The sequence below is a fragment of the Cupriavidus basilensis genome, assembly GCF_029335485.1.
Lineage (GTDB): Bacteria > Pseudomonadota > Gammaproteobacteria > Burkholderiales > Burkholderiaceae > Cupriavidus > Cupriavidus basilensis_E.
On record NZ_JARJLM010000138.1, the window covers coordinates 1 to 20,578 of the forward strand.

General features: G+C 68.6%; 17 protein-coding genes. 7 read left to right on the forward strand and 10 right to left on the reverse strand.

Translation table 11 applies throughout. The annotated features are described in order from the left end of the window. Positions 1–72 precede the first annotated feature (72 nt). The 5 genes from P3W85_RS07825 to P3W85_RS07845 form a co-directional block, all read right to left on the reverse strand. A complete protein-coding gene (locus P3W85_RS07825; RefSeq protein ID WP_017227170.1) occupies positions 73–981 on the reverse strand; it encodes a phosphoribosylaminoimidazolesuccinocarboxamide synthase in 909 nt (302 codons plus the stop codon). 155 nt (positions 982–1,136) lie between these two features. After that, positions 1,137–2,201, reverse strand: a complete 1,065-nt coding sequence (fba, locus tag P3W85_RS07830) for a class II fructose-bisphosphate aldolase (RefSeq protein ID WP_017227169.1) — start codon at positions 2,199–2,201, stop codon at positions 1,137–1,139. Between the two features lie 159 nt (positions 2,202–2,360). Continuing rightward, positions 2,361–3,797, reverse strand: a complete 1,437-nt coding sequence (gene pyk, locus P3W85_RS07835) for a pyruvate kinase (protein ID WP_017227168.1) — start codon at positions 3,795–3,797, stop codon at positions 2,361–2,363. A 13-nt stretch (positions 3,798–3,810) separates the two neighbouring features. Then, positions 3,811–4,728 carry a DUF4349 domain-containing protein gene (locus P3W85_RS07840; RefSeq protein WP_276264355.1) on the reverse strand — a complete coding sequence of 306 codons (918 nt, stop codon included), beginning with the start codon at positions 4,726–4,728 and terminating at the stop codon, positions 3,811–3,813. A 16-nt stretch (positions 4,729–4,744) separates the two neighbouring features. Beyond that, positions 4,745–5,953, reverse strand: a complete 1,209-nt coding sequence (locus P3W85_RS07845) for a phosphoglycerate kinase (protein WP_276264356.1) — start codon at positions 5,951–5,953, stop codon at positions 4,745–4,747. A 341-nt stretch (positions 5,954–6,294) separates the two neighbouring features. Here P3W85_RS07845 and P3W85_RS07850 point away from each other — a divergent pair, with 341 nt between their 5' ends. Continuing rightward, positions 6,295–7,434: a helix-turn-helix transcriptional regulator gene (locus P3W85_RS07850; RefSeq protein ID WP_276264357.1), complete on the forward strand. Its 1,140-nt coding sequence runs from the start codon at positions 6,295–6,297 to the stop codon at positions 7,432–7,434. A 63-nt stretch (positions 7,435–7,497) separates the two neighbouring features. Here P3W85_RS07850 and P3W85_RS07855 read toward each other — a convergent pair whose 3' ends face one another. The 4 genes from P3W85_RS07855 to P3W85_RS07870 form a co-directional block, all read right to left on the reverse strand. Then, complete coding sequence (locus P3W85_RS07855; RefSeq protein ID WP_276264358.1) at positions 7,498–7,821, reverse strand: AzlD domain-containing protein; 324 nt, start codon at positions 7,819–7,821, stop codon at positions 7,498–7,500. After that, a complete protein-coding gene (locus P3W85_RS07860; RefSeq protein WP_276264359.1) occupies positions 7,818–8,639 on the reverse strand; it encodes an AzlC family ABC transporter permease in 822 nt (273 codons plus the stop codon). The genes P3W85_RS07855 and P3W85_RS07860 overlap by 4 nt, the downstream gene beginning before the upstream one ends. A gap of 310 nt (positions 8,640–8,949) precedes the next feature. Then, positions 8,950–9,978, reverse strand: a complete 1,029-nt coding sequence (locus P3W85_RS07865) for a Bug family tripartite tricarboxylate transporter substrate binding protein (RefSeq protein ID WP_276264360.1) — start codon at positions 9,976–9,978, stop codon at positions 8,950–8,952. Between the two features lie 246 nt (positions 9,979–10,224). Continuing rightward, positions 10,225–13,146, reverse strand: coding sequence for a DEAD/DEAH box helicase (locus P3W85_RS07870; protein ID WP_430869512.1), 2,922 nt, complete (start codon positions 13,144–13,146; stop codon positions 10,225–10,227). A gap of 1,095 nt (positions 13,147–14,241) precedes the next feature. On the opposite strand from P3W85_RS07870, the gene P3W85_RS07875 reads away from it, so the two are divergent. From P3W85_RS07875 to P3W85_RS07900, 6 genes are all read left to right on the forward strand, one after another. After that, entirely contained in the window at positions 14,242–15,162 is a 921-nt protein-coding gene (locus P3W85_RS07875) for a branched-chain amino acid transaminase (RefSeq protein WP_017228540.1), read from the forward strand. A 91-nt stretch (positions 15,163–15,253) separates the two neighbouring features. Beyond that, the gene (locus P3W85_RS07880; protein ID WP_017228539.1) at positions 15,254–15,448 is read left to right on the forward strand and encodes a zinc-finger domain-containing protein; all 195 of its coding nucleotides are present in this window, start codon (positions 15,254–15,256) and stop codon (positions 15,446–15,448) included. Between the two features lie 121 nt (positions 15,449–15,569). Next, entirely contained in the window at positions 15,570–16,592 is a 1,023-nt protein-coding gene (gene waaF / locus P3W85_RS07885; RefSeq protein ID WP_276264361.1) for a lipopolysaccharide heptosyltransferase II, read from the forward strand. 57 nt (positions 16,593–16,649) lie between these two features. Then, positions 16,650–17,090 (forward strand): YybH family protein, encoded by a 441-nt coding sequence (locus tag P3W85_RS07890; protein WP_017228538.1) that lies wholly within the window; start codon positions 16,650–16,652, stop codon positions 17,088–17,090. A gap of 63 nt (positions 17,091–17,153) precedes the next feature. Then, on the forward strand, positions 17,154–18,227 hold the full coding sequence (locus P3W85_RS07895) for a YheT family hydrolase (RefSeq protein WP_276264362.1): 1,074 nt from the start codon (positions 17,154–17,156) through the stop codon (positions 18,225–18,227). Positions 18,228–18,303: 76 nt separating this feature from the next. Continuing rightward, positions 18,304–18,906, forward strand: a complete 603-nt coding sequence (locus P3W85_RS07900) for a DUF2946 family protein (protein WP_276264363.1) — start codon at positions 18,304–18,306, stop codon at positions 18,904–18,906. Here P3W85_RS07900 and P3W85_RS07905 read toward each other — a convergent pair. Then, a complete protein-coding gene (locus P3W85_RS07905; RefSeq protein WP_430869513.1) occupies positions 18,899–20,542 on the reverse strand; it encodes a M48 family metalloprotease in 1,644 nt (547 codons plus the stop codon). The genes P3W85_RS07900 and P3W85_RS07905 overlap by 8 nt on opposite strands. Positions 20,543–20,578 lie beyond the last annotated feature (36 nt).

Sequence of the window (20,578 nt, forward strand, 5' to 3'; positions counted from 1 at the left end):
CAGGCACTTCAAGCGGCGCTGGCGCATCCTGCCGGCTTCGGCCAGCGTCGCCGCCCGCGCCGCCTTCAAGAATTACTGCAGTTCCTCGCCGGTCAGGCGCGTCAGCGCCTCGCGGTACTTGGCGGCAGTCTTCTCGATCACGTCGGCGGGCAGGGCCGGCGCCGGGGCGGTCTTGGGCCAGGGCTTGCCGTCGATGCGCACGGCTTCCAGCCAGTCGCGCACGAACTGCTTGTCGAAGGACGGCGGATTGGTGCCGACCTGGTACGAATCGGCGGGCCAGAAGCGCGAGGAATCGGCGGTCAGCACTTCGTCCATCAGCGTCAGCGTGCCGTTCTCGTCCAGGCCGAATTCGAACTTGGTATCGGCGATGATGATGCCGCGCGTGGCTGCGTAGTCGGCCGCTTCCTTGTACAGGCGGATCGAGATGTCGCGCATCTGGCGCGCCAGGTCGGCGCCGATGCGCGCTTCCGTCTCGGCAAAGGAGATGTTCTCGTCGTGCTCGCCCATCTCGGCCTTGGCGGCCGGGGTGAAGATCGGCTCCGGCAGCTTCTGCGCATTCTGCAGGCCAGCCGGCAGCTCGACGCCGCACACGCTGCCGGTCGCCTGGTAGTCCTTCCAGCCGCTGCCGGCCAGGTAGCCGCGCACCACGGCTTCCACCAGGATGGGCTTGAGGCGCTTGACCACCACCGCGCGGCCTTGCACCTGCTCGATCTCGGCCGGGCTCACCACGCTCTCGGCGCTGACACCGGTCTCGTGGTTGGGGACAATGTGGGCCAGCTTCTTGAACCAGAAGTTGGCCATCTGGTTGAGCACGCGGCCCTTGGCCGGGATCGGCTCGCCCAGGATGACGTCGAAGGCCGACAGGCGGTCGGTGGTGACGATCAGCAGCTTGTCGTCGCCGACGGCGTAGTTGTCGCGGACCTTGCCGTGGCCGAGCAGCGGCAGCGAAGTGATGGAGGACTGATAGAGAGCGTTCGACATGGTGGTTCCGATAGGAGGCACTAAGAGAATGAAGCGGCCTCGCTCCATTTTGTTAGCGCCTCTCGGGCCCCGGCAAGCAGCGCCGGGGCCTGAAAAGCGTCGTCCCCGCGCTGGTCCTTTTCACGGGATTCGCGCGGGGACGGCGCGGGTTCTGCTTACTGCACGACCTGGGCCAGCGCGCCCGACTTGTACTGCTGGGCGATGGCGTCGAGCGAGACCGGCTTGATCTTGCCGGCCTGGCCTTCGCAACCGAAGGCGATATAGCGTGCCTTGCAGACCAGCTTGGCGGCTTCGCGGGCCGGCTTCAGGTACTCGCGCGGATCGAACTTGCTGGGGTTCTCGGCGAAGAAGCGGCGAATCGCGCCGGTCATGGCCAGACGGATATCGGTGTCGATATTGATCTTGCGCACGCCGTACTTGATGGCTTCCTGGATTTCCTCGACCGGCACGCCGTAGGTTTCCTTCATGTCGCCGCCGAACTGGCGGATCTCTTCCAGCAGTTCCTGCGGTACCGAGGACGAGCCGTGCATCACCAGGTGGGTGTTGGGGATGCGGGCGTGGATTTCCTTGATGCGGCTGATCGCCAGGATGTCGCCGGTGGGCTTGCGGGTGAACTTGTAGGCGCCGTGCGAGGTGCCGATGGCGATGGCCAGCGCGTCGAGCTGGGTGGCCTTGACGAAGTCGGCGGCCTGTTCCGGGTCGGTCAGCAACATGGAGTGGTCCAGCTTGCCTTCGGCGCCGATGCCGTCTTCCTCGCCGGCTTCGCCGGTCTCGAGCGAGCCCAGGCAGCCGAGTTCGCCTTCCACGGTGACGCCGATGGCATGCGACAGCTGCACCACCTTGCGGGTCACGTCGATGTTGTACTCGTAGTCGGACGGGGTCTTGCCGTCTTCACGCAGCGAGCCATCCATCATCACCGAGGAGAAACCCAGGTCGATCGCGGCCTGGCAGATGGCCGGGGACTGGCCGTGATCCTGGTGCATCACCACCGGGATATGCGGGTAGGCTTGCACTGCGGCTTCGATCAGGTGGCGCAGGAAGTGCTCGCCGGCATACTTGCGGGCGCCTGCGGAGGCTTGCATGATCACCGGCGCATTGACTTCGTCGGCGGCCTGCATGATGGCCTGAACCTGTTCCAGGTTGTTCACGTTGAAAGCCGGCAGACCGTAGCCGTTTTCGGCGGCGTGGTCGAGCAGCTGGCGCATCGATACGAGTGGCATGTCAAACTCCTAAAGAAAGAATGGGGTGTCTCGGTATTCGTTTATTGGCGTATTGGCGTATTCGCGTATTGGCGTATTCGTCCGGTCGCGTCCTCGATGGGTCGCGTGCGGCTTATCCTGCGCGTGCGGGCGCCGGCTGTCTGTCCGGCGCGGCACACATCAGGCGCCGACCCGGACGATCTTCAGCGTATTGGTACCGCCCGGCTGGCCCATCGGCTCGCCGATCGTCAGCACGATAAAATCGCCGCGCTGCACCACGCCGCGCGACAGCAGCAGTTCCTCGGCCTGCTCCAGCGCCGTATCGCGGTCGGCGCTGGCCTCCAGCGGCAGCGGCACCACATTGCGGTAGAGCTGCATCTTGCGCTGCGACGCCAGGTTGGGCGTCATCGCATAGATCGGCACATGGATGCGGTGCCGGCTCATCCACAGCGCCGTGGCCCCGGAATCGGTCAGCGCGGCAATGGCCTTCACCTGCAAATGATAGGCGGTGAACAAGGCGCCCATGGCGATCGACTGGTCGATGCGGCCAAAGGTCTGGTTCAGGAAATCGGTGTCGAGCTGGACCACCTCGGATTTCTCGGCCTCGACGCAGACCGCGGCCATGGCTTCCACGGTTTCCACCGGATAGCGGCCGGCGGCGGTCTCGGCCGACAGCATCACGGCGTCGGTGCCGTCCAGCACGGCATTGGCGACGTCCGACACCTCGGCGCGGGTCGGCACCGCGTTGACGATCATGCTCTCCATCATCTGGGTGGCGGTGATGGTCAGCTTGTTGGCTTCGCGCGCCAGCCGGATCATGCGCTTTTGCAGCGCCGGCACGGCCGCGTTGCCGACTTCCACGGCCAGGTCGCCACGCGCCACCATGATGCCGTCGGATGCCTGCAGGATCTCCTCCAGCACGCCTGGGCGGATCGCCTCGGCACGCTCGATCTTGGCGATCATGCGGGCCTTGTGCTGGTGCGGCTGCCCGGCCACCGCGGCGAGCTGGCGCGCCATTTCCATATCGGTGGCATTCTTGGGAAAGCTCACCGCGACATAATCCGCGCCCAGCGCCATGGCGGTCTTGATGTCCTCCATGTCCTTGGCGGTCAGCGCCGGCGCCGACAAGCCGCCGCCCTGGCGGTTGATGCCCTTGTTGTTGGACAGCTCGCCGCCGATGCGCACCGTGGTGAAGATCTCGTGGCCAAGCACGCGGTCCACCACCAGCACGATCAGGCCGTCGTTGAGCAGCAGCAGGTCGCCGGGACCCACGTCGCGCGGCAGGTCTTCGTAGTCCAGGCCGGCGCGCTCCTGGTTGCCCAGGGTGCAGGTGGAATCGAGGATGAACGGCTCGCCGGGATGCAGCGTGATCTTGCCGTGCTCGAACTTGCCGACGCGGATCTTCGGTCCCTGCAGGTCGGCCATGATGGCGACCTCCCGGCCGCAGGTCCTGGCCGCCTCCCGCACCAGGCGGGCGCGCTCGATATGGTCCTCGGCCTTGCCATGGGAGAAGTTCAGGCGTACCACATCGACTCCGGCCGCGATCATGCGCGTGAGCATCTCCAGCGTGCTGGAAGCGGGGCCGATGGTGGCAACGATCTTGGTCGAGCGGGTCATTAGCTTGTTTTCCTTATCGAGAGCCAGCGCCGTCCGGCGGCGCCGGCAAGGCCTGTTTCCTGCGCGCCGCGCGGCGCCGGCGCCAGGCCAGCGCCAGCCACAGCAATGGCACGCCGACCAGCAACCACGGCAGCGCACCGGCGGCCACGCGGATCAGCATGGCCAGGCTGCCGAGGAACAGCCCGGCAATATCGTTATAGGCTTCGCGCAGCGGCGACACCTTGCGCTGGCTGACGAAGCTCTCGCGCGCGACGAAGTCGATATGGACCTCGTTGCGGTCGGTCTGCGCCGCCAGCAGCTTGCGCAGGCCGTTGATGGTGTCCAGCTCGGCCTGCACGCGCGCCAGCTCGCGCTCCAGTTCGATCACGTCGCGCAGCGGGCCGCGCGCGTTCTGCAGCATGGCGCGCAGGCGGTCGCGCAACTCCGTGGTGTTCTTGATGCGCGCCTCGGCATCGATCACCTGGTCGGTCTTGTCCTCGCTCGACACCGTGTTGGATACCACGGTGCCGCCCTGCTCCGCCGCCTTCAGCAGATCGGGCAGGGACTTGGGCGCGACGCGCGCGCGCAGTTCGCCGCGCGGCGGCGCGCCATCGCGGCTGCGCGTGAAGCCGGCCTCCAGCAATTCGCAGCCCAGCGCCTGGCAGCGTTCCACCACGCTCTTCCAGCCGCCTTCCAGCGCTTCTGCGGTGTTTTCCACCGTCAGCGCGTACTTGAGCGCCAGGTAGCGGCGTTCCGCCTCCTGCTGCTCGCCCTGGGCGCCACCCTGCGCGCGCGCCAGTTCGGCCGCGGGCATGCCCGCGGCGGCAGGGGCCGCCGGTGGGCGCCCTTCGGGCCCGTTGCCCGAGCGGCCGCACGCGGCCAGGGCCAGCAACGCCCCGGCCAGCAGCAATGCCGCCAGGCCGCGCGCGCCGTCCAGGCGCGCGCCATTCACGCGGAAACCCCGCACCTCAGCCTGCAGCCCGCTGTTCCAGCACCTCGAAGGCGGGCAGCTTCTTGCCTTCCAGGAACTCCAGGAAGGCGCCACCACCGGTGGAGATATAGCCCACGCGGTCAGCAATGCCGTACTTGGCAATCGCCGCCAGGGTATCGCCGCCACCGGCGATCGAAAAGGCCTTGGACTCGGCGATGGCCTGCGCCAGCACCTGCGTGCCGTTGCTGAACTGGTCGAACTCGAACACGCCGACCGGGCCGTTCCACACGATGGTACCGGCGGCCTTGAGCTGCTCGGCCAGCATCTGGGCGGTCTTGGGACCGATATCCAGGATCATGTCGTCGTCGGCCACATCGTTCGCATCCTTGACGGTGGCGGTGGCGCTGGCGCTGAATTCCTTGGCGCACACCACGTCCACCGGGATCGGCACCGAGGCGCCGCGCGCGGCCATGATGTCGATGATGGCGCGGGCGTCGCCCACCAGGTCGGCCTCGGCCAGCGACTTGCCGATCTTGAGCCCGGCCGCCAGCATGAAGGTATTGGCGATGCCGCCACCGACGATCAGGTTGTCCACCTTGCTGGCCAGCGACTTGAGGATGGTCAGCTTGGTGGAAACCTTGGAGCCGGCGACGATGGCCACCAGCGGACGCGCCGGCTGGCCCAGAGCCTTGCCCAGCGCATCGATCTCGGCCGCCAGCAACGGGCCGGCGCAGGCGACGGGCGCATACCTGGCGATGCCATGGGTGGTGGCCTCGGCGCGGTGCGCGGTGCCGAAGGCGTCGTTCACATAGACATCGCACAGCCTTGCCATCTTCTGCGCCAGTTCGTCGCTGTTCTTCTTCTCGCCCTTGTTGACGCGGCAGTTTTCCAGCAGCACCACTTCACCGGGCTTGACCTGGCTGACCTCGCCGGTGCCGTTGACCCAGTTCTGCACCAGCTTGACCGGCTTGCCGAGCAGTTCGCCAAGGCGCTGGGCGACCGGCGCCAGCGAATCCCCGGGCTTGAACTCGCCCTCGGTCGGGCGGCCCAGGTGCGACGTCACCATCACGGCGGCGCCGGCCGCCAGGCAGGCCTCGATCGCCGGCACCGAGGCGCGGATGCGGGTGTCTTCGGTGATATTGCCGGCGTCATCCTGCGGCACGTTCAGGTCGGCACGGATAAAAACACGCTTGCCGGCAATTTTGCCTTCGGAGATGAGATCGGAAAGACGCAGGACAGAGGTCATGGCGGTTGGCTGGGAGCAAAAATCGGGGAAAATCGGCATTTTACCTGATCGCAAGGGCCATTTTGCGGGAATGGGCCCATGATGCCACCGAGGAAGGGTGCCGCTTTCGCCACATGCGGCGAGCGATACGCGGCGCACCCCGAACAGTCCCCCTGAAAGAGGGGTGCGACAATCCGGCACGGTCTCGTAGGCTGATGGAAAGCGTGCAAGTTATGCGCACAAGAACATAGCCAGAGGCCCGCCCAAGACGGGACCCAAGGCAGGGGAGCCGAACGCGCTGAGCCAGAAGCAGCGTCGGCGCCACCCGGCTAATGCCGTTGGTCGCGAAGGCAGGGGTAATCATGAATGAAGACATGCACGGGGCAATCCGTGGCCTGTACGAGGGGATTCTCGACGCGCAGGCATGGCAGCAAAGCCTGCTTGCCATGAGCGGCATCGTGGGCAGCGCGCACGCTTCGATGATCATGCGGGACACCGATCGCGACCTGATGACGGTCAACGAAACGGTGCGCCCGGTGCGGGAACTGTTCAGCGCCTACGAAAACGAATTCCACGAACTGGACCCGGGCAAGCTGTTCGCCCACAAGCTGTCGCCCGGGCAGTGGTACGTCGACGCTCGCGATTTCGGCGAAGGTTCGATGCAGCGCAGTCCGTTCTACCGCGACTTCCTCCACCGCTTCGACCTGTGCTCTTACGCCGCCTGCCTGGTGGAACGGCAGCCACACTACGAGGTGTATTTCTCGCTGCAGCGCTCGTTCTCGCAAGGCGTGTTCACCGAGACCGACACCAGGGCGCTGGACTGGGCCCTGCCCCATATGCGCAGCGCCATGGCCATGCGTGAGCGCACCATCGGGCTGTCGACGCTCGCGCAGCTCTCGGGGCAGATACTGGAACGCCTGTCGTTCGGCGTGATTGCCTATTCGGCCGAGCGCCGCGTCTTGCTGAGCAACGGTATCGGCGAGCGCTGGGTGCGGCGGCTGGACCCCGCTGGCAAGACCGGCGAATGGCAGATGTCGCGCCCGCTGGCCGACATGGTGGCCGCCGCCTGCGCGCCAGGCAGCGCGGTGGCGGCGCGGGCGGCACTGGCCCGCCATGCCGATGGCAGCTGCGCACAGGTGATCGTGCTGCCGCTACCGCCGTTGCACATCTTTGCCAGCCCCTGGCAAAAGCCCACGGCGCTGGCCGTCATCCACGAGGATGCGCAGTCGCCGGCGCAACTCCCGCGCGTGCTGCGCGAGCTCTACGGCCTGACCCCGGCGGAGATCCGGCTGGCCAGCCTGCTGGCCACCGGCATGGGCCTGCCCGAAGCCAGCGAGCGCCTGGGCGTGCGGCATGAAACCGCCCGCAGCCAGCTCAAGGCGGTCTTCCTCAAGACGGGTACCGGTACCCAGGCCCGGCTGGCGCGCCTGCTGACCCAGCTGGGCACGGCGCTCGAGCCCGCCGGCGATGCCGGCACCGGAGCGGGTTCAAGCCCTGCCTAGGCGGCGCCCGCCGGGCTGGACATCGCCTGGCCCGGTTCGCGGACCATGGCGCGGACTTGCCGCTCAGGCGAGCAGGCGCAGCCCGGTGTAGACCGCCATCCCGGCCGCGATCATCCCCAGCATGCGCCGCGTCAGCAGGTAGAACACCAGGGCAACCGCCCCGGCCACCAGCTTGTAATTGCCCGGGGCCACGGTGAAATGCCCCTGCCAGGTCATCAGGTCGGGCAGGATGATGGCCGCCAGCGCCGCCGCCGGCGCGTAGCGCAGCGCGCGCTGGATACGGTCCGGCACGGTCACCCGCTCGCCCGCCATCAGGAACAGCGCGCGGGTGACGATGGTCACCACCGCCATGCCCACCAGCGCGATCCAGATCTCGAGATGGCTCATGCCCGGTCCTCCGCCGAATGCACCGGGTGCGCCGCAGCCTGCGCATGTGCCGCCTTGCGGTTGCGGATCCCGCGCAGGGTCGCGCGGGCCGCCAGTTCGTCGCTGGCCATGCCGGCCGCGATGGCGCCCACCACCGCCGCCACCAGGCCAAGCCGGTAAGGCAGGTCGAAGCACAGCAGCGCCAGGGTCGCGGCCACCGCCACCGCCAGCAGCGTGGAACGCGAGTTCACGGTGGAAACCATCACCGGGATCAGCGCCAGGGTGCCGGCCAGGGCCAGGCCCCAGCTATCGGGGAAGACGCTGGCCAGCACAATGCCGATGATGGACGAAGCCTGCCACATGGCGAAGTTGGTCAGCGCCATGCCCCAGAAGTAGCCTTCCTTGCCTGGCTCGTAGCCCGGCGTGGCATAGCGTTGCATGAAATACACGAAATGCAGGTCGCCATTGAAGGAGCCCAGCAGCGTACGGCGCCACAGCGGCAGGTAGCTGAAGTGCGGCTGCAGCCCGGCGCTGAAGATGACGAAACGCAGGTTGACGATGGCGGCGGTCAGCCAGACCGTCCAAAGCGGCAGGCCGGCCGCGAACAGCGGCAGCACGGACAGCTGGGCCGAGCCCGCATAGACCAGCAGCGACATGCCGATGGCCTCGGGCACGCTCATCACCGACTTGCTCATGGCGACGCCGGTCACCAGCCCCCAGGAAAACACCGCGGGCAAAGACGGCGCGAAATAGCGCGCGCCCTCGAAAAAGCCGGCCCGCTCGGCCGGGGCAATACGATGCCAGGGGCGGAGCAAGGCCTGGGGCGTTCGGAATGTCATGTCTGGAGATAGGGAGGGGACAGCGCCGCCGCCGCAAGGACCGGCCCGCGACGGACGGGCCGGCGGGGGACCGCGGGCAAGGCCTCATTATAGGGCCAGTCCGCTGACTCGTAAGCAGCCACTTAATATCAGGCGGACGGCGCTGCGCGGAAGTTCTCTTGCCGAGGATGGACAAAAAGAAAACGCCCCCGCGGCGCTGGCCGCGGGGGCGTCTGTATCTGCATCTATGTCTGCATATCCGTACGGGCGGTACGGCGCGCTACCGTCAAGCAGGGCAAGATACTGTCACGGCATGCCAGCAACCCCGGGGTCAGTCGATCGACGCCCCCACGCTCTTCACTACGCCCGCCCACTTCTGGCGGTCCGCCTTGACCGTGGTCCGGAACTGATCGACCGTCTCGATCCGCGGCGAATTCCCGGCTTCGATCAGCTTCTGGCGGATCGCCGGCGTCTCCAGCGCCACCTTGACTGCCTCGTTGATCTTCTTGCCGAGCTTCGGATCCAGCCCCTTGGGGCCGAACAAGCCAAACCAGATGGTGCTGTTGAAGCCGGCCAGGCCGCTTTCGGCAATGGTCGGCACCTCCGGGATCACCGCCACGCGGCTCTTGGTGGTCACGCCCAGCAGGCGCACCTTGCCGGCGCGGTATTGCGGCAGCACGCTCTGCACCTGGTTGAAGATGCAGCAGACCTCGCCCTTGAGCACAGCCTGCAGCGCGTCGGGGCCGCCCTTGTAAGGCACGTGCACCATGTCCAGGCCGGCGCGCGCGTTGAACTCGGCAAAGGCGAGGTGGGTGCCCGTGCCGTTGCCGGTGGACGCGTAGTTGTATTTGCCCGGGTTCGCCTTGACCTTCTCGATGAACTCCTTGACCGACTTCACGTCGATCACCGCCGGGTTCACGGTCAGCACGTTCGAGACTTCCACCAGCGGCGCCACCGGCGTGAAATCGGCCTCGGCGTCGAACGGCAGGCTCTTGTACAGGGCCGGGTTGATGCCGTGGGTGGCGGCGGTGCCGAGCAGCAGCGTGTAGCCGTCGGGCCTGGCGTGCGCGACCACTTCGGAGGCCACGTTGCCGCCGGCGCCGGGGCGGTAGTCATAGATGATGGTGGTCTTGAGCGACTTCTGCAGCGATTCCTGCAGCGTGCGGCCGACCATGTCCACGCCCGATCCGGCGGTGAAACCCATCAGGATGGTGATGGGCTGGGCCGGCCATGCCGGGCCCTCGGCGCGGGCCGGCGCGGCCAGCGTGCACAGTGCCGCCAGCATGCCAAAGCCGGCGGCCAGGCGCGCAGCGGAACGGGAGGCAGGGTGGGAAGCGCGGCGGGATGCAAAGCGGAACATGGGGGGCACCGTCGAAAAAGAAGCAGGTAAACGAACGAAAACAGGCTGCGGATGGAAACAGGCTGCCGGACCAGCGGCCGGGGTCTTGCGCCCCGGGCCAGGACAGCAAGATACCAACGATCCGCCGCTTTCCCAACAAACCGTTTCGCTTGAAGGTATGCCATGTGAGCATAAGCAAACACCGGGCCCGGGCGTGCCCCCCACTGCCTCCGCCTTCCGGCGCCCGCCCGGCAGTCTCTTGCCCGCCTAGCTGCGCAGCAGCCCCACCAGTTCGTCGACGTCCGGCAGCGCGGCGGCCGTGCCGGCCAGGCCGTCTCCGCCCCCCTCGCCGGCCTCCAGGATGCCGTCGACCAGCGCCCGCTTGCCCTGGTGCAGCGCCAGGATGCGCTCCTCGATGGTGCCCGTGCTGATCAGCCGGTAGACCGTCACCGGGCGCTGCTGCCCGATGCGGTGGGCGCGGCCCATGGCCTGGTCCTCGGCGGCGGGGTTCCACCACGGGTCGGCGATGATCACGTAGTCCGCCGCGGTCAGGTTGAGGCCGAAACCGCCCGCCTTCAGGCTGATCAGGAAGACATCGCCCGCGCCGGCCTGGAAGGCGGCCACGCGCCGGGTGCGCTCGGCCCCCGGGGTGGCGCCGTCGAGGTACTGCCAGGCCAGCCCGGCCTGTTCCAGCCCCCGGCGCAGCAACTGCAGGAAGTCGACGAACTGGCTGAACACCAGCGTCTTGTGGCCATTGGCCGCCAGTTCTCCGGCCAGTTGCACAAAGGCACGCACCTTGGCGCCGTCCTGCCCGGGGTCCAGTTCTGGCGTGACCAGGCGCGCGTCGCAGGCGGCGCGGCGCAACCGCATCAGTTGCGCCAGCACATGGATGCGCGCCTCGGCGGCGGGCTGGCCGGCGGCGGTCCGGCGCGCCTTCGGGCCGCTCACCGCGGCCTCGGCTTCGGCCAGCGCCTGGCGGCGCAGCGCTTCATAGTGGGCCGCTTCCACCGGTTCCGGCTCGATGCGCAAGACCAGCTCGGTGCGCGGCGGCAACTCGTCCAGCACCTGGGCCTTGGTCCGGCGCAGCACGAAGGGCGCGATCATGCGGCGCAGCCGCTGGGCCGCCTCGCGCACGCCGTTGCGCTCGATCGGCACCGCGAAGTGCTCGTTGAAGCGGACCAGCGAGCCCAGCAGGCCCGGATTGCAGAAGCGCATGATCGACCACAGCTCGGCCAGCCGGTTCTCCACCGGCGTGCCCGACAGCGCCATGCGGAAGCCGGAGCGCAGCGCGAACACCGCCTGCGAGCGCTTGGTGGCGGCGTTCTTGAAGGCCTGCGCCTCGTCGGCCACCACCGTATGCCATTCCCGCCGGCAAAACGCCTCCCGCGCCTGCAGCAGCAGCGTGTAGGAGACGATCACCACATCGTGCGGCCCGGCCTGCTCCAGCAAGGCCGCGCGCTCGCCCTCGGCGTAGATATGCACGCGCAGCGTGGGCGCGAAGCGCCGCGCCTCCTCGGCCCAGTTGCCGCACACCGAGGTCGGCGCGACCACCAGCGCGGCGCCGCCGGCCGCGCGCGCCAGCATCACCGCCAGCGCCTGCAGCGTCTTGCCAAGCCCCATGTCGTCGGCCAGGCAGGCGCCGAAACCGGCCTCGGCCAGCGCCATGGCCCAGCGGTAGCCGTCTTCCTGGTAAGGCCGCAGTTGCGCCGCCAGGGTGGCGGGCAGCGCGGCATCGCTGTCGCGCGCCCGGCGCAGCCGCGCCACGCGCTGGCGGAAATGCTGGTCCGGGTCGACGCCCGCGCCCGCCAGCACATCGTCCAGCCAGGGCGCGGCCATCAAGGGCACCTTGATGCCGTCGGGCACGCTGTGGGCCACGCTGGCCAGATCCCGCAAACGCGCGCGCAGGCTGCGCGTCAGGGCCACATACACGCCCTGCCCCATCGGCATAAAGCGCCCGGCATGGCTGCCGGCCCAGGCCAGCAACTGGCCGAGCTGCAGCACCAGCCCTTCCGCCACCTTCAGCTCGCCGACCAGCTTGAACCATTCGCTCCCGGTCTCGATATGCACCGCCAGCTGGGGAATGTCGGCGCCCACCACGCGGATCTCCTTGCCCCTGGGCCACTCCACCGCCAGCACGCCGGGTAGCCCGGGCAATTGCTCGACCACCGCCAGGGCTTCCTCGGGATCCGCCAGGGTCCAGTCGTATTCCCCGCTCTCGGGCGAGCGCGGCACCAGGAAGGGCAGCGCGTCGAAGACTTCGGCCACGTGGGCCAGTTCGGCCTTGAGATCGCGCACGGTGGCAAGGCTCTCCCCCTTGACGGCCGCCATCAGCCGCTCGCGCCCGCCGCCCGGCGCCAGCCGTGGCCCGAGCGGGCCCAGCGGCGTCACCACCAGGCGCAGCGCCAGGCCCTCGCCCAGCGGCGACAGTTCGGCACGCAGCCGGCTCTCGGTGTCGAGTTCGCGCGCGCTGCCATCGTGGTCGGAGTGCACCTGGAAATGGCCGGACAGCGCGCGCAGCGTAGCGTCGAGCTGGGCATGGGCCTCGGCCGGCACAGCCAGCCCGTCGGCGATCAGCTGGGCCGCACCCTGCTGCGCCGGCGTGAGCCGGATCACGCGCAGGCGCTGCGAGCCTTCGCGCAGCACCGTGATCTGGCGCAGCGCTTCGGCATCCGCGCGGCTGCCGGCAGGCAGGAAGCTGTCCAGCGCCGGGGCCTCGCGCGCTGGCGGCGAGATCCGCAAGGTATAGCGCCCGCCCTGGCGCACCACTTCCAGCGTGGGCGCGCCCTCCACCACCTCCAGCGTCTGCTCGGGCGCCTGCGCCAGCACCACGCCGGGATGGCCGACCAGGGCCAGCATGGCGGCCGCGCGGTCGAGCACATAGCGCCGGTGGTAGGACTGGTCGCGGCGGATGGCGCGGGCCACGCGGGCATCCCACGGCTCCAGGCGGTCGTCCTCCGCCAGCCGGGCCAGCGGCAGCGGGCGCGGCTTGTTCCAGCCGCGCGGGCCACGCTGCTGCTCGAACGGCTCGATGGTGCCGACCGCGCCATCGCCGTCCAGCGTCAGCGCCCACAGCAGGCGGCTGGCACTGGCGCCATCGGGCGCGCGTGGCTCGCCCGCGAGCGCCTGCAGCGCTTCGAGCGCCAGCCGCCAGCTTTCCTGGCGCTGGCCGGCGAAGAACGTGTCCGGCACCGGCTCGCCGGCTTCCAGCGCCTGCGCGGCGTCCAGTTGCTGCGCGAACCAGTGCAGGCCGCAGGCTTCCAGCCGGGCGCGCAGGGCCGCGATGGCTTCGGCCCGGGCGGACGCCGGCTGCCGGCGTCCGCCGGCTTGCGCCTTGTCGCCCAGCCATGCACGCAGCTGCACGCGCCAGAACTGGGCCAGCGGCGCCACCTCGGGATGCAATGCGAAAGCATCCTCGTCCAGGCGGGCGTCACCCCGGTGAACGGCCAGCACGTGGCACCAGAGCCCCCAGCGCTCGGTCGGTACCGGGCTGCGCGTGCCGGCTTCCGCCTGGCAGAACTTGCGGGCCTGCTCCAGGTGCGCGGGGGTGCGCTGGGCCAGCAGGGACAGCGGGTAGTACGGGGCGAGCGAGGGCCGCAGCAAGCCGGTCCGCTGGCGGCTCCCGGCCCTGAGCCGCTTGAGCGCGGCCTCGAAACCCGCCTGGGCAGCGGGCCAGCCGCCTTCCTGGAAGCGGGTAAAGGCACGCAGGGCGTCGCCATCCCCGCTGCCGGCGCCACCGACGGTGGCCAGCAGGCTCAAGGCGGCAGTGCGCTCGCCGGCGTAAAGCTGCCCCTCGGCCAGCGCGGTGAGCAGCGGTACCGGCGCCGCCGGGTCGCTGGCGGCGCGCGTAAGCGCGTAGTCCAGGTAGGGCCGCAGGCGTGGGTCCCAAGCGTGGTAAAGGCGGTCCAGCACGGACACCACGATGCGCCAGCGCCAGGCCGGCACCACGCGGTCCAACAGCGCGGCATCGCCAGCCGCCAGTGCCGCCTCCACCAGCAGCCCGGCCAGGCCGGCGCCGTGCTCCCGTGGCGCGAGCAGGCTGTCGATCTCCTCTTCGGACGCTCCCGAGAACAGCGCCTGGCGCAACCGCGCCGCGAGCTGGCCGGCAAGGCGATCGGCGCTCGGACCGGATGGTCTGGATAACGGGGAAAGGGGCACGGGCGGCAGGGTCAGCGTACACAATGTGACGATTTTAGACCCCCGCAGCCATGCGCCTGCGTTGGCACAGGGGGTCCCGGGGTTTACAATGTTGTTTTTGTATTGTTGACGGCGCTCAGGGAGACGACCATGTCGATGGCGGATCGCGACGGAAAAATCTGGATGGACGGCAAGCTGATCGAATGGCGCGACGCCAAGATCCACGTGCTGACCCATACGCTGCACTACGGCATGGGCGTGTTCGAGGGCGTGCGCGCCTACAAGACGCCGGCCGGCACCGCGATTTTCCGTCTCAAGGAGCACACCCGCCGCCTGTTCAACTCGGCCAAGATCTTCCAGATGCCGATGCCGTTCGACGAGGCCACGCTGGAGGCGGCGCAGCTCGAGGTGGTGAAGGCCAATCAGCTCGAATCCTGCTATATCCGCCCGCTGGTCTGGATCGGCTCGGAAAAGATGGGCGTATCGGCCAGGGGCAACACCATCCATGTGGCGATCGCCGCGTGGCCATGGGGCGCCTACCTGGGCGAGGAAGGCATGGAGCGGGGCATCCGCGTCAAGACGTCTTCCTTCACCCGCCACCATGTCAACGTGTCGCTGGTGCGCGCCAAGGCCAGCGGCTATTACATCAATTCGATCCTGGCCAACCAGGAAGCCACCAGCCTGGGCTATGACGAAGCCCTGCTGCTGGATACCGAAGGCTATGTCAGCGAGGGCTCGGGCGAGAACGTGTTCGTGGTCCGCAACGGCGTGATCTACACCCCCGACCTGGCCTCCTGCCTGGACGGCATCACCCGCGACGCCATCCTCACCATCGCCCACGACCTGGGCATCGAGGTGCGCGAGAAGCGCATCACGCGCGACGAGGTGTACTGCTCGGACGAGGCATTCTTCACCGGCACCGCCGCCGAAGTCACGCCGATCCGCGAACTCGACGACCGCGTCATCGGCGAAGGCCGCCGCGGCCCGGTGACCAAGCGCGTCCAGGATGCCTTCTTCGCCGCCGTCGGCGGCACCAATGAACAATACAAGCGCTGGCTGACCCTGGTCTGAGCACCGGCCAGGGCGCGGCCACGCACCGGCCGGATTTCCGGTCACCGATTTTCAGTCCCCGATAGAAGACTAAATCCACCCCCGCAACACCATGACGCAAACCGCCTCCGTAATCGAAATCGGCGCAGAAGATCTTCCGCTGCACTGCCCCACCGGCAATACCCCCGCCTGGAACTACCATCCGCGCGTCTTCCTCGACGTGACCGATACCGGCGAGGTGAAGTGCCCGTACTGCGGCACCGTGTACAAGCTCAAGGCTGGCACCGTCATCAAGGGTCACCACTGACACGCTTCTCGCTTTACCGCGCCCTGCCCATGCTCCGGCCCGCCACGCGGCGCGCCGGAGCGTCGGCGTGCGCGGCGCGCGTGACCGATGTCACGCCCATCTTTCCGGCAGCGCCCCATTCATGAAAAAAGCCCTCGTCATCGCCCCCAACTGGATCGGCGACGCCCTGATGGCACAGCCGCTCTTCTCGCTCATGAAAGCGCGCCATCCGCGCCTGCAGATCGATGCCCTCGCGCCCAAGTGGGTGGCGCCGGTGCTGGCGCGCATGCCCGAGATCCACCAGGTATTCCCCAGCGAGCTGGCGCACGGCAAGCTGCAGCTCTCGGCACGGCTGATGTTCGCCCAGCAGCTCAAGAACGAAGGCTACGATGCGGCCTACGTATTGCCCAACTCGCTCAAATCGGCGCTGATCCCGTTCCTGGCGGGCATTCCGCTGCGCGTCGGCTATCGCGGCGAAGCCCGCTTCGGCCTGCTCAACATCCGCCATGCCAACCCGCCGCGCGACCACCGGCCGCCGATGATCGAGCACTACGCCCGCCTGGCGCTCAAACCCGGCGGCCGCCTGCCCGAAGAACTCCGCGAGCCGCACCTGCGCATCGATCCGGCGCGCATGGCCAAGACCGCGGAGCGCTTCGGCATCCCGCCGCAGACGCGCCTGATCGCCTTCTGCCCCGGCGCGGAATTCGGCCCGGCCAAGCGCTGGCCGGCCGCGCACTTCGCGGTGCTCGCGCAGATGCTCAAGCGGTCGTTCCCGTATGCGCAGATGATCACCCTGGGCTCGCCCAAGGACGCGGAGATCGCCGCCGAGATCGTCAAGGACGCCCCCTTCGTGCGTAACCTGTGCGGCCAGACCTCGCTGGACGACGCTGTCGACCTGCTGGCGATGTCGGAGGCCGCGGTGTGCAACGACTCCGGCCTGATGCACGTGACCGCGGCGCTGAACCGGCCCCAGGTCGCGGTATTCGGCTCCAGTGACCCACGCCATACCCCCCCGCTGTCTCAGGCTGCGAGTATCATGTGGCTGCAGCTCGAATGCAGTCCGTGCTTCAAGCGCGAGTGTCCCCTCGGCCACCTGCGCTGCCTGAAGGACATCGAGCCCGAAATGGTGTTTGTGGAGCTGCGCAAGCTCCTGCACCGGGCCTGAAGCGCTGACCCGCCGTTCGTGTCAATCCGGCCAACGAATCCCTGAGCCCAGTCCACCATGCCTCGTTTTGCCCGCCTGTTCGATTCCGCCGAAGACATCGTAGAAGCCTTTCGCGAGGCCATGAAGCTGCGCGATGCGGACGGCGCCCTGCGCCTTTGGCTGGACGAGGACTCGGTTACCTGCGTGATGCCGGACGGCCAGCGCCTGATCGGCCACGAGCACCTGCGCCAGGCATTCGCGCAGTTGCTGGAAGTGCAGCCGGTGCTGATCGACGTGATCGAGACCAGCAGCCATACCTCGATGGGCGTCGCCATCTTCGACGTGACCGAAGTCCTGCGTTTCGGCGAAGACCGCGTCGAAGCGGACCTCTATGTGCACACCACCTACGTGCTGATGCAGAACCACGAGGGCTGGCGCCTGGCGCACATCCATTGCAGCCCGGCCAACGCCGCGCAGGTTGCCACCGTCAGCACCGCGCCGGGCCAGGCCCTGCACTAGGGCTGCCGGCACGGCGGTGCCGGCGCGTCACCCGGCCATCGGCCTGACCTGCATCCGACCTGCATGAGCCAGCTTCCGCAACCGCACCTCCAGTCCCCGGGGTCCGCCCCGGCGGATGCCAGCACCGCGTCCGCGTTCGGCGGCGGCCGCCCCATGCCCTGGTGGCTCGCCGGCGGCCACGCGCAGACCATCATCCCGGCGCGCTTCACGCGACGCCCGCGGGCGTCGTTCCAGCGCGAGCGCTGGAACGCCCCCGACGGCGACTTCGTCGACCTGGACTGGACCACCCACCCGGTCGCGCCCGATACGCCGCTGCTGGTGATGTTCCACGGCCTCGAAGGCAACTCCGACAGCCATTACGCGCAGTCCATCATGCATGCGCTCGGCGCGCGCGGCTGGCAAGGCGTGATTCCGCATTTCCGCGGCTGCTCGGGCGAACTGAACCTGGCGCCGCGCTTCTATCATTCCGGCGACGCGGAAGAGATCCAGTGGATACTGGAGCGCCTGTACCGGCAATATTGCGCCCATGGGCGCAAACTGCTGGTGGTGGGCATCTCGCTGGGCGGCAACGCCCTGCTGCGCTTCCTGGGCGAACAAGGCGGCGGCGCGCGCTTCGTCGGCGCGGCGGCATCGGTTTCGGCGCCGCTGGACCTGGCGGGCGGCGGCGCGGCGCTGTCGCAGGGCTTCAACATGCTGTACACCCGCATGTTCCTGCAAACCCTGAAGCGCAAGTCGCTGGCCAAGCTGGGCCAGTACCCCGGCCTGTTCGACCGCGAGGCCATGCTCGCCAGCCGCGACCTGTATGCCTTCGACAATATCGTGACGGCGCCGCTGCATGGTTTCCGCGACACCGATGACTACTGGGCCCGCGCATCCAGCAAACCGGTCCTTGGCGCAATTGCCGTGCCTACCCTGGTGCTCAACGCGCGCAACGATCCCTTCCTGCCCGCGCGCCACCTGCCGGGGCCGGCCGAGGTCAGCCCCCAGGTCTGGCTGGAGCAACCCGAGCACGGCGGTCACGTGGGTTTCATGACGCCGCGTGAAGATGTGCTGCGCGCGCTGCCGGTGCTGCCCTATGGCGGCCATATCGCGTGGCTGCCGGCGCGCATCCTGCAGTTTTTCGACGCCGTGGCGTAGATGGCAGGCCCCTGCGGGCCGAAGCGAACGCAAGCGGAAGGCCCGGCACGGGCGACCCCGCAAGGAGACAGCGACGATGGATGAATCAGTCAAGCACGCAATGGCCCGCTGGCCCAATGTCCCCAACTGCTACGGCTGGCTGGCACTGGACCGGCGCGGACAGTGGCGCATGCGCAACGAGTATGCCCAGCAGCACGGGCTGTCCGGCGACCCGATCCGGCACGAGGCGCTGGTCGCCTTTATCGAGCGCAACTACCTGCACGACGAGCATGGCGCCTGGTATTTCCAGAATGGTCCGCAACGCGTATTCGTGAACCTGGCCTATGCGCCATGGATCGTGCGCCTGCACCAGGGCCGCTTGCACACCACCTCGCAACGCGCCTTCACCCTGCGCGCCTGCTACGCCGACGAACACGGCAACGTGGTGCTGGCCGGCGACGTCGAGGGGGAGAGCAGCGCGGGCGCGGGCAGCCTGCAGGCCGCGCTGCTGCACGACCATGACCTCGACACCTTCAGCAGCGCCTGCACCTGGCATGGCGAAGCCTGCGGCGGCAATCTCGGCGTCTTTCATTTCAATGGCGCCGATGTGCCGATCGAGCCCGTCGCCCTGGACGAGGTGCCGGCGCGCTTCGGTTTCGTGCGCCAGCCGCAGCTGCCGGCGGCCAGTTCGATCAGTTAGGCATGCCCTTGTTGTCCTGCTTTTCCTCGCGGAACTGGCGCTCGAGCTGGTGCAGCCGCGCATCGACTTCCGACAGCGTATAGAAATCGCCGTCTCCGGCCTTGCGCGCGATCTGCAACTGCTCGATGGCGGCCTGGTAGGCGCCATCGACCGCGTACTTCTCCGCCAGCGCCTGGTGCTGCTGCACGCGCCGCCCCTGTCCGGCATAGGCCCGTGCCAGCATGTCCCACCACTCGGCGCGCGAGATCTCCTCGCGCGTGCGCTCGCGCAGGAAGGTCACCGCCTGGTCCAGCCGGTGCGTGTCGAGCAAGGTCGCGGCGTAGCTCATGGCGACCGCATGCGACAGCGGGAACGCCTTCATCGACGCCACGGCCTGGTTCAGCGCATCCTGCTGGCGGCCCTGCGCGCGCGCCAGCTCGACGGCCATCACATCCAGCATGGGACTGCCCGAAGTGGCGCCCGGGATGGTGCCGTACAGCCTGCGCGCCTCGGCCAGCGACTGCTCGGCGGCGGCATTGCGGCCCAGCCGCTGCTCGGCGAAGGCAATCCCGTAGTGGAGCGCCGGCAGCCGCGCGGTTGAGGCGCCCGCCAGTTGCGATTGCAGCGCCGCGCGCGCGTTCTGCAGGTCGCTCGGCGTGGTTTCCTGCAGGATGCGCGAGCGCATGCGCGCGAACTCGTACTCGGGCGTGCTCGGCACGCGCCGCGCCGCCACGTGGCTGACGCGATCCTGCATGTCGGCGATCCGCTCGGCGGTGAGCGGGTGGGTGCGCACATAGGACGGCACCGAGCTTTCCGCGATGCCCATCACCCGCTGCAGGCGCTTGAAGAAATCGGGCATGCCCTGCGGATCGAAACCGGCGGCGGTCATGATCTGGAAGCCGACCCGGTCGGCCTCGCGTTCGGCGCCGCGCGAGAACGACAGCTGGTTGGACACCGCCGCCGCCTGGCCGCCCATGGCCAGTGCCGCCGCCGCGTCGCCGCTCTTGGTGGCGGCCAGCCCCGCCAGCACCATCGACGCCAGCGCGATCCACATCGACTGGTCCTGCGTGGTGATGCCGCGCGCGATATGCCGCTGCATCACGTGGCCGATTTCGTGGCCGAGCACGGAGGCCAGCTCGGACTCGGTCTCGGACTGCACCAGCAGGCCGGTGTGCACGCCGATATAGCCGCCTGGCAGCGCGAAAGCATTGATGGTGCGGTCGCGCACCGCGAACAGCTCGAAGCCGGTGGCGAACGTGCCGGCACCGGTGGAGCCGGAGATGTTCTGCCGGCGGGCTGCCTGCACCAGGCGATAGCCCAGCGAGTTCAGGTAATCGGACAGCAGCGGATCGGCCACGTAGTCGGGATCGCGCCGGATGTCGCGCATGACGCGGTCGCCCAGGCGCTTTTCCATATCGGGCGTCAACGACGCGGTGGAAGGATCGCCCAGGTCCGGCAACTGCACGCCGCTGGTATCCACCACCGTATTGTTGCTGCGCAGCCCGAACTCGGATTTCTGCCCGGCCTTGACGCTGCGGTTCAGGTTGTCATAGACCTGGTCGCTCCCCTCGCCGCCATCGCTGGCGCTCGCCGCTGCCGCGGCGGCGGTGCGCGCGGGATCGATCACGGGCAGGCGCTGCTGCGACCAGGCCGGCATTGCGAGCACCAGCGCCACCAGCGCCGCGAGCGGGCG

Coding starts and splice junctions, on each gene's coding strand:
- P3W85_RS07825 (WP_017227170.1), bottom strand. CDS start 981: ATGTCGAACGCTCTCTATCAGTCCTCCATCACTTCGCTGCCGCTGCTC.
- fba (WP_017227169.1), bottom strand. CDS start 2,201: ATGCCACTCGTATCGATGCGCCAGCTGCTCGACCACGCCGCCGAAAAC.
- pyk (WP_017227168.1), bottom strand. CDS start 3,797: ATGACCCGCTCGACCAAGATCGTTGCCACCATCGGCCCCGCTTCCAGC.
- P3W85_RS07845 (WP_276264356.1), bottom strand. CDS start 5,953: ATGACCTCTGTCCTGCGTCTTTCCGATCTCATCTCCGAAGGCAAAATT.
- P3W85_RS07850 (WP_276264357.1), top strand. CDS start 6,295: ATGAATGAAGACATGCACGGGGCAATCCGTGGCCTGTACGAGGGGATT.
- P3W85_RS07855 (WP_276264358.1), bottom strand. CDS start 7,821: ATGAGCCATCTCGAGATCTGGATCGCGCTGGTGGGCATGGCGGTGGTG.
- P3W85_RS07860 (WP_276264359.1), bottom strand. CDS start 8,639: ATGACATTCCGAACGCCCCAGGCCTTGCTCCGCCCCTGGCATCGTATT.
- P3W85_RS07865 (WP_276264360.1), bottom strand. CDS start 9,978: ATGTTCCGCTTTGCATCCCGCCGCGCTTCCCACCCTGCCTCCCGTTCC.
- P3W85_RS07875 (WP_017228540.1), top strand. CDS start 14,242: ATGTCGATGGCGGATCGCGACGGAAAAATCTGGATGGACGGCAAGCTG.
- P3W85_RS07880 (WP_017228539.1), top strand. CDS start 15,254: ATGACGCAAACCGCCTCCGTAATCGAAATCGGCGCAGAAGATCTTCCG.
- waaF (WP_276264361.1), top strand. CDS start 15,570: ATGAAAAAAGCCCTCGTCATCGCCCCCAACTGGATCGGCGACGCCCTG.
- P3W85_RS07890 (WP_017228538.1), top strand. CDS start 16,650: ATGCCTCGTTTTGCCCGCCTGTTCGATTCCGCCGAAGACATCGTAGAA.
- P3W85_RS07895 (WP_276264362.1), top strand. CDS start 17,154: ATGAGCCAGCTTCCGCAACCGCACCTCCAGTCCCCGGGGTCCGCCCCG.
- P3W85_RS07900 (WP_276264363.1), top strand. CDS start 18,304: ATGGATGAATCAGTCAAGCACGCAATGGCCCGCTGGCCCAATGTCCCC.
- P3W85_RS07905 (WP_430869513.1), bottom strand. CDS start 20,542: ATGCCGGCCTGGTCGCAGCAGCGCCTGCCCGTGATCGATCCCGCGCGC.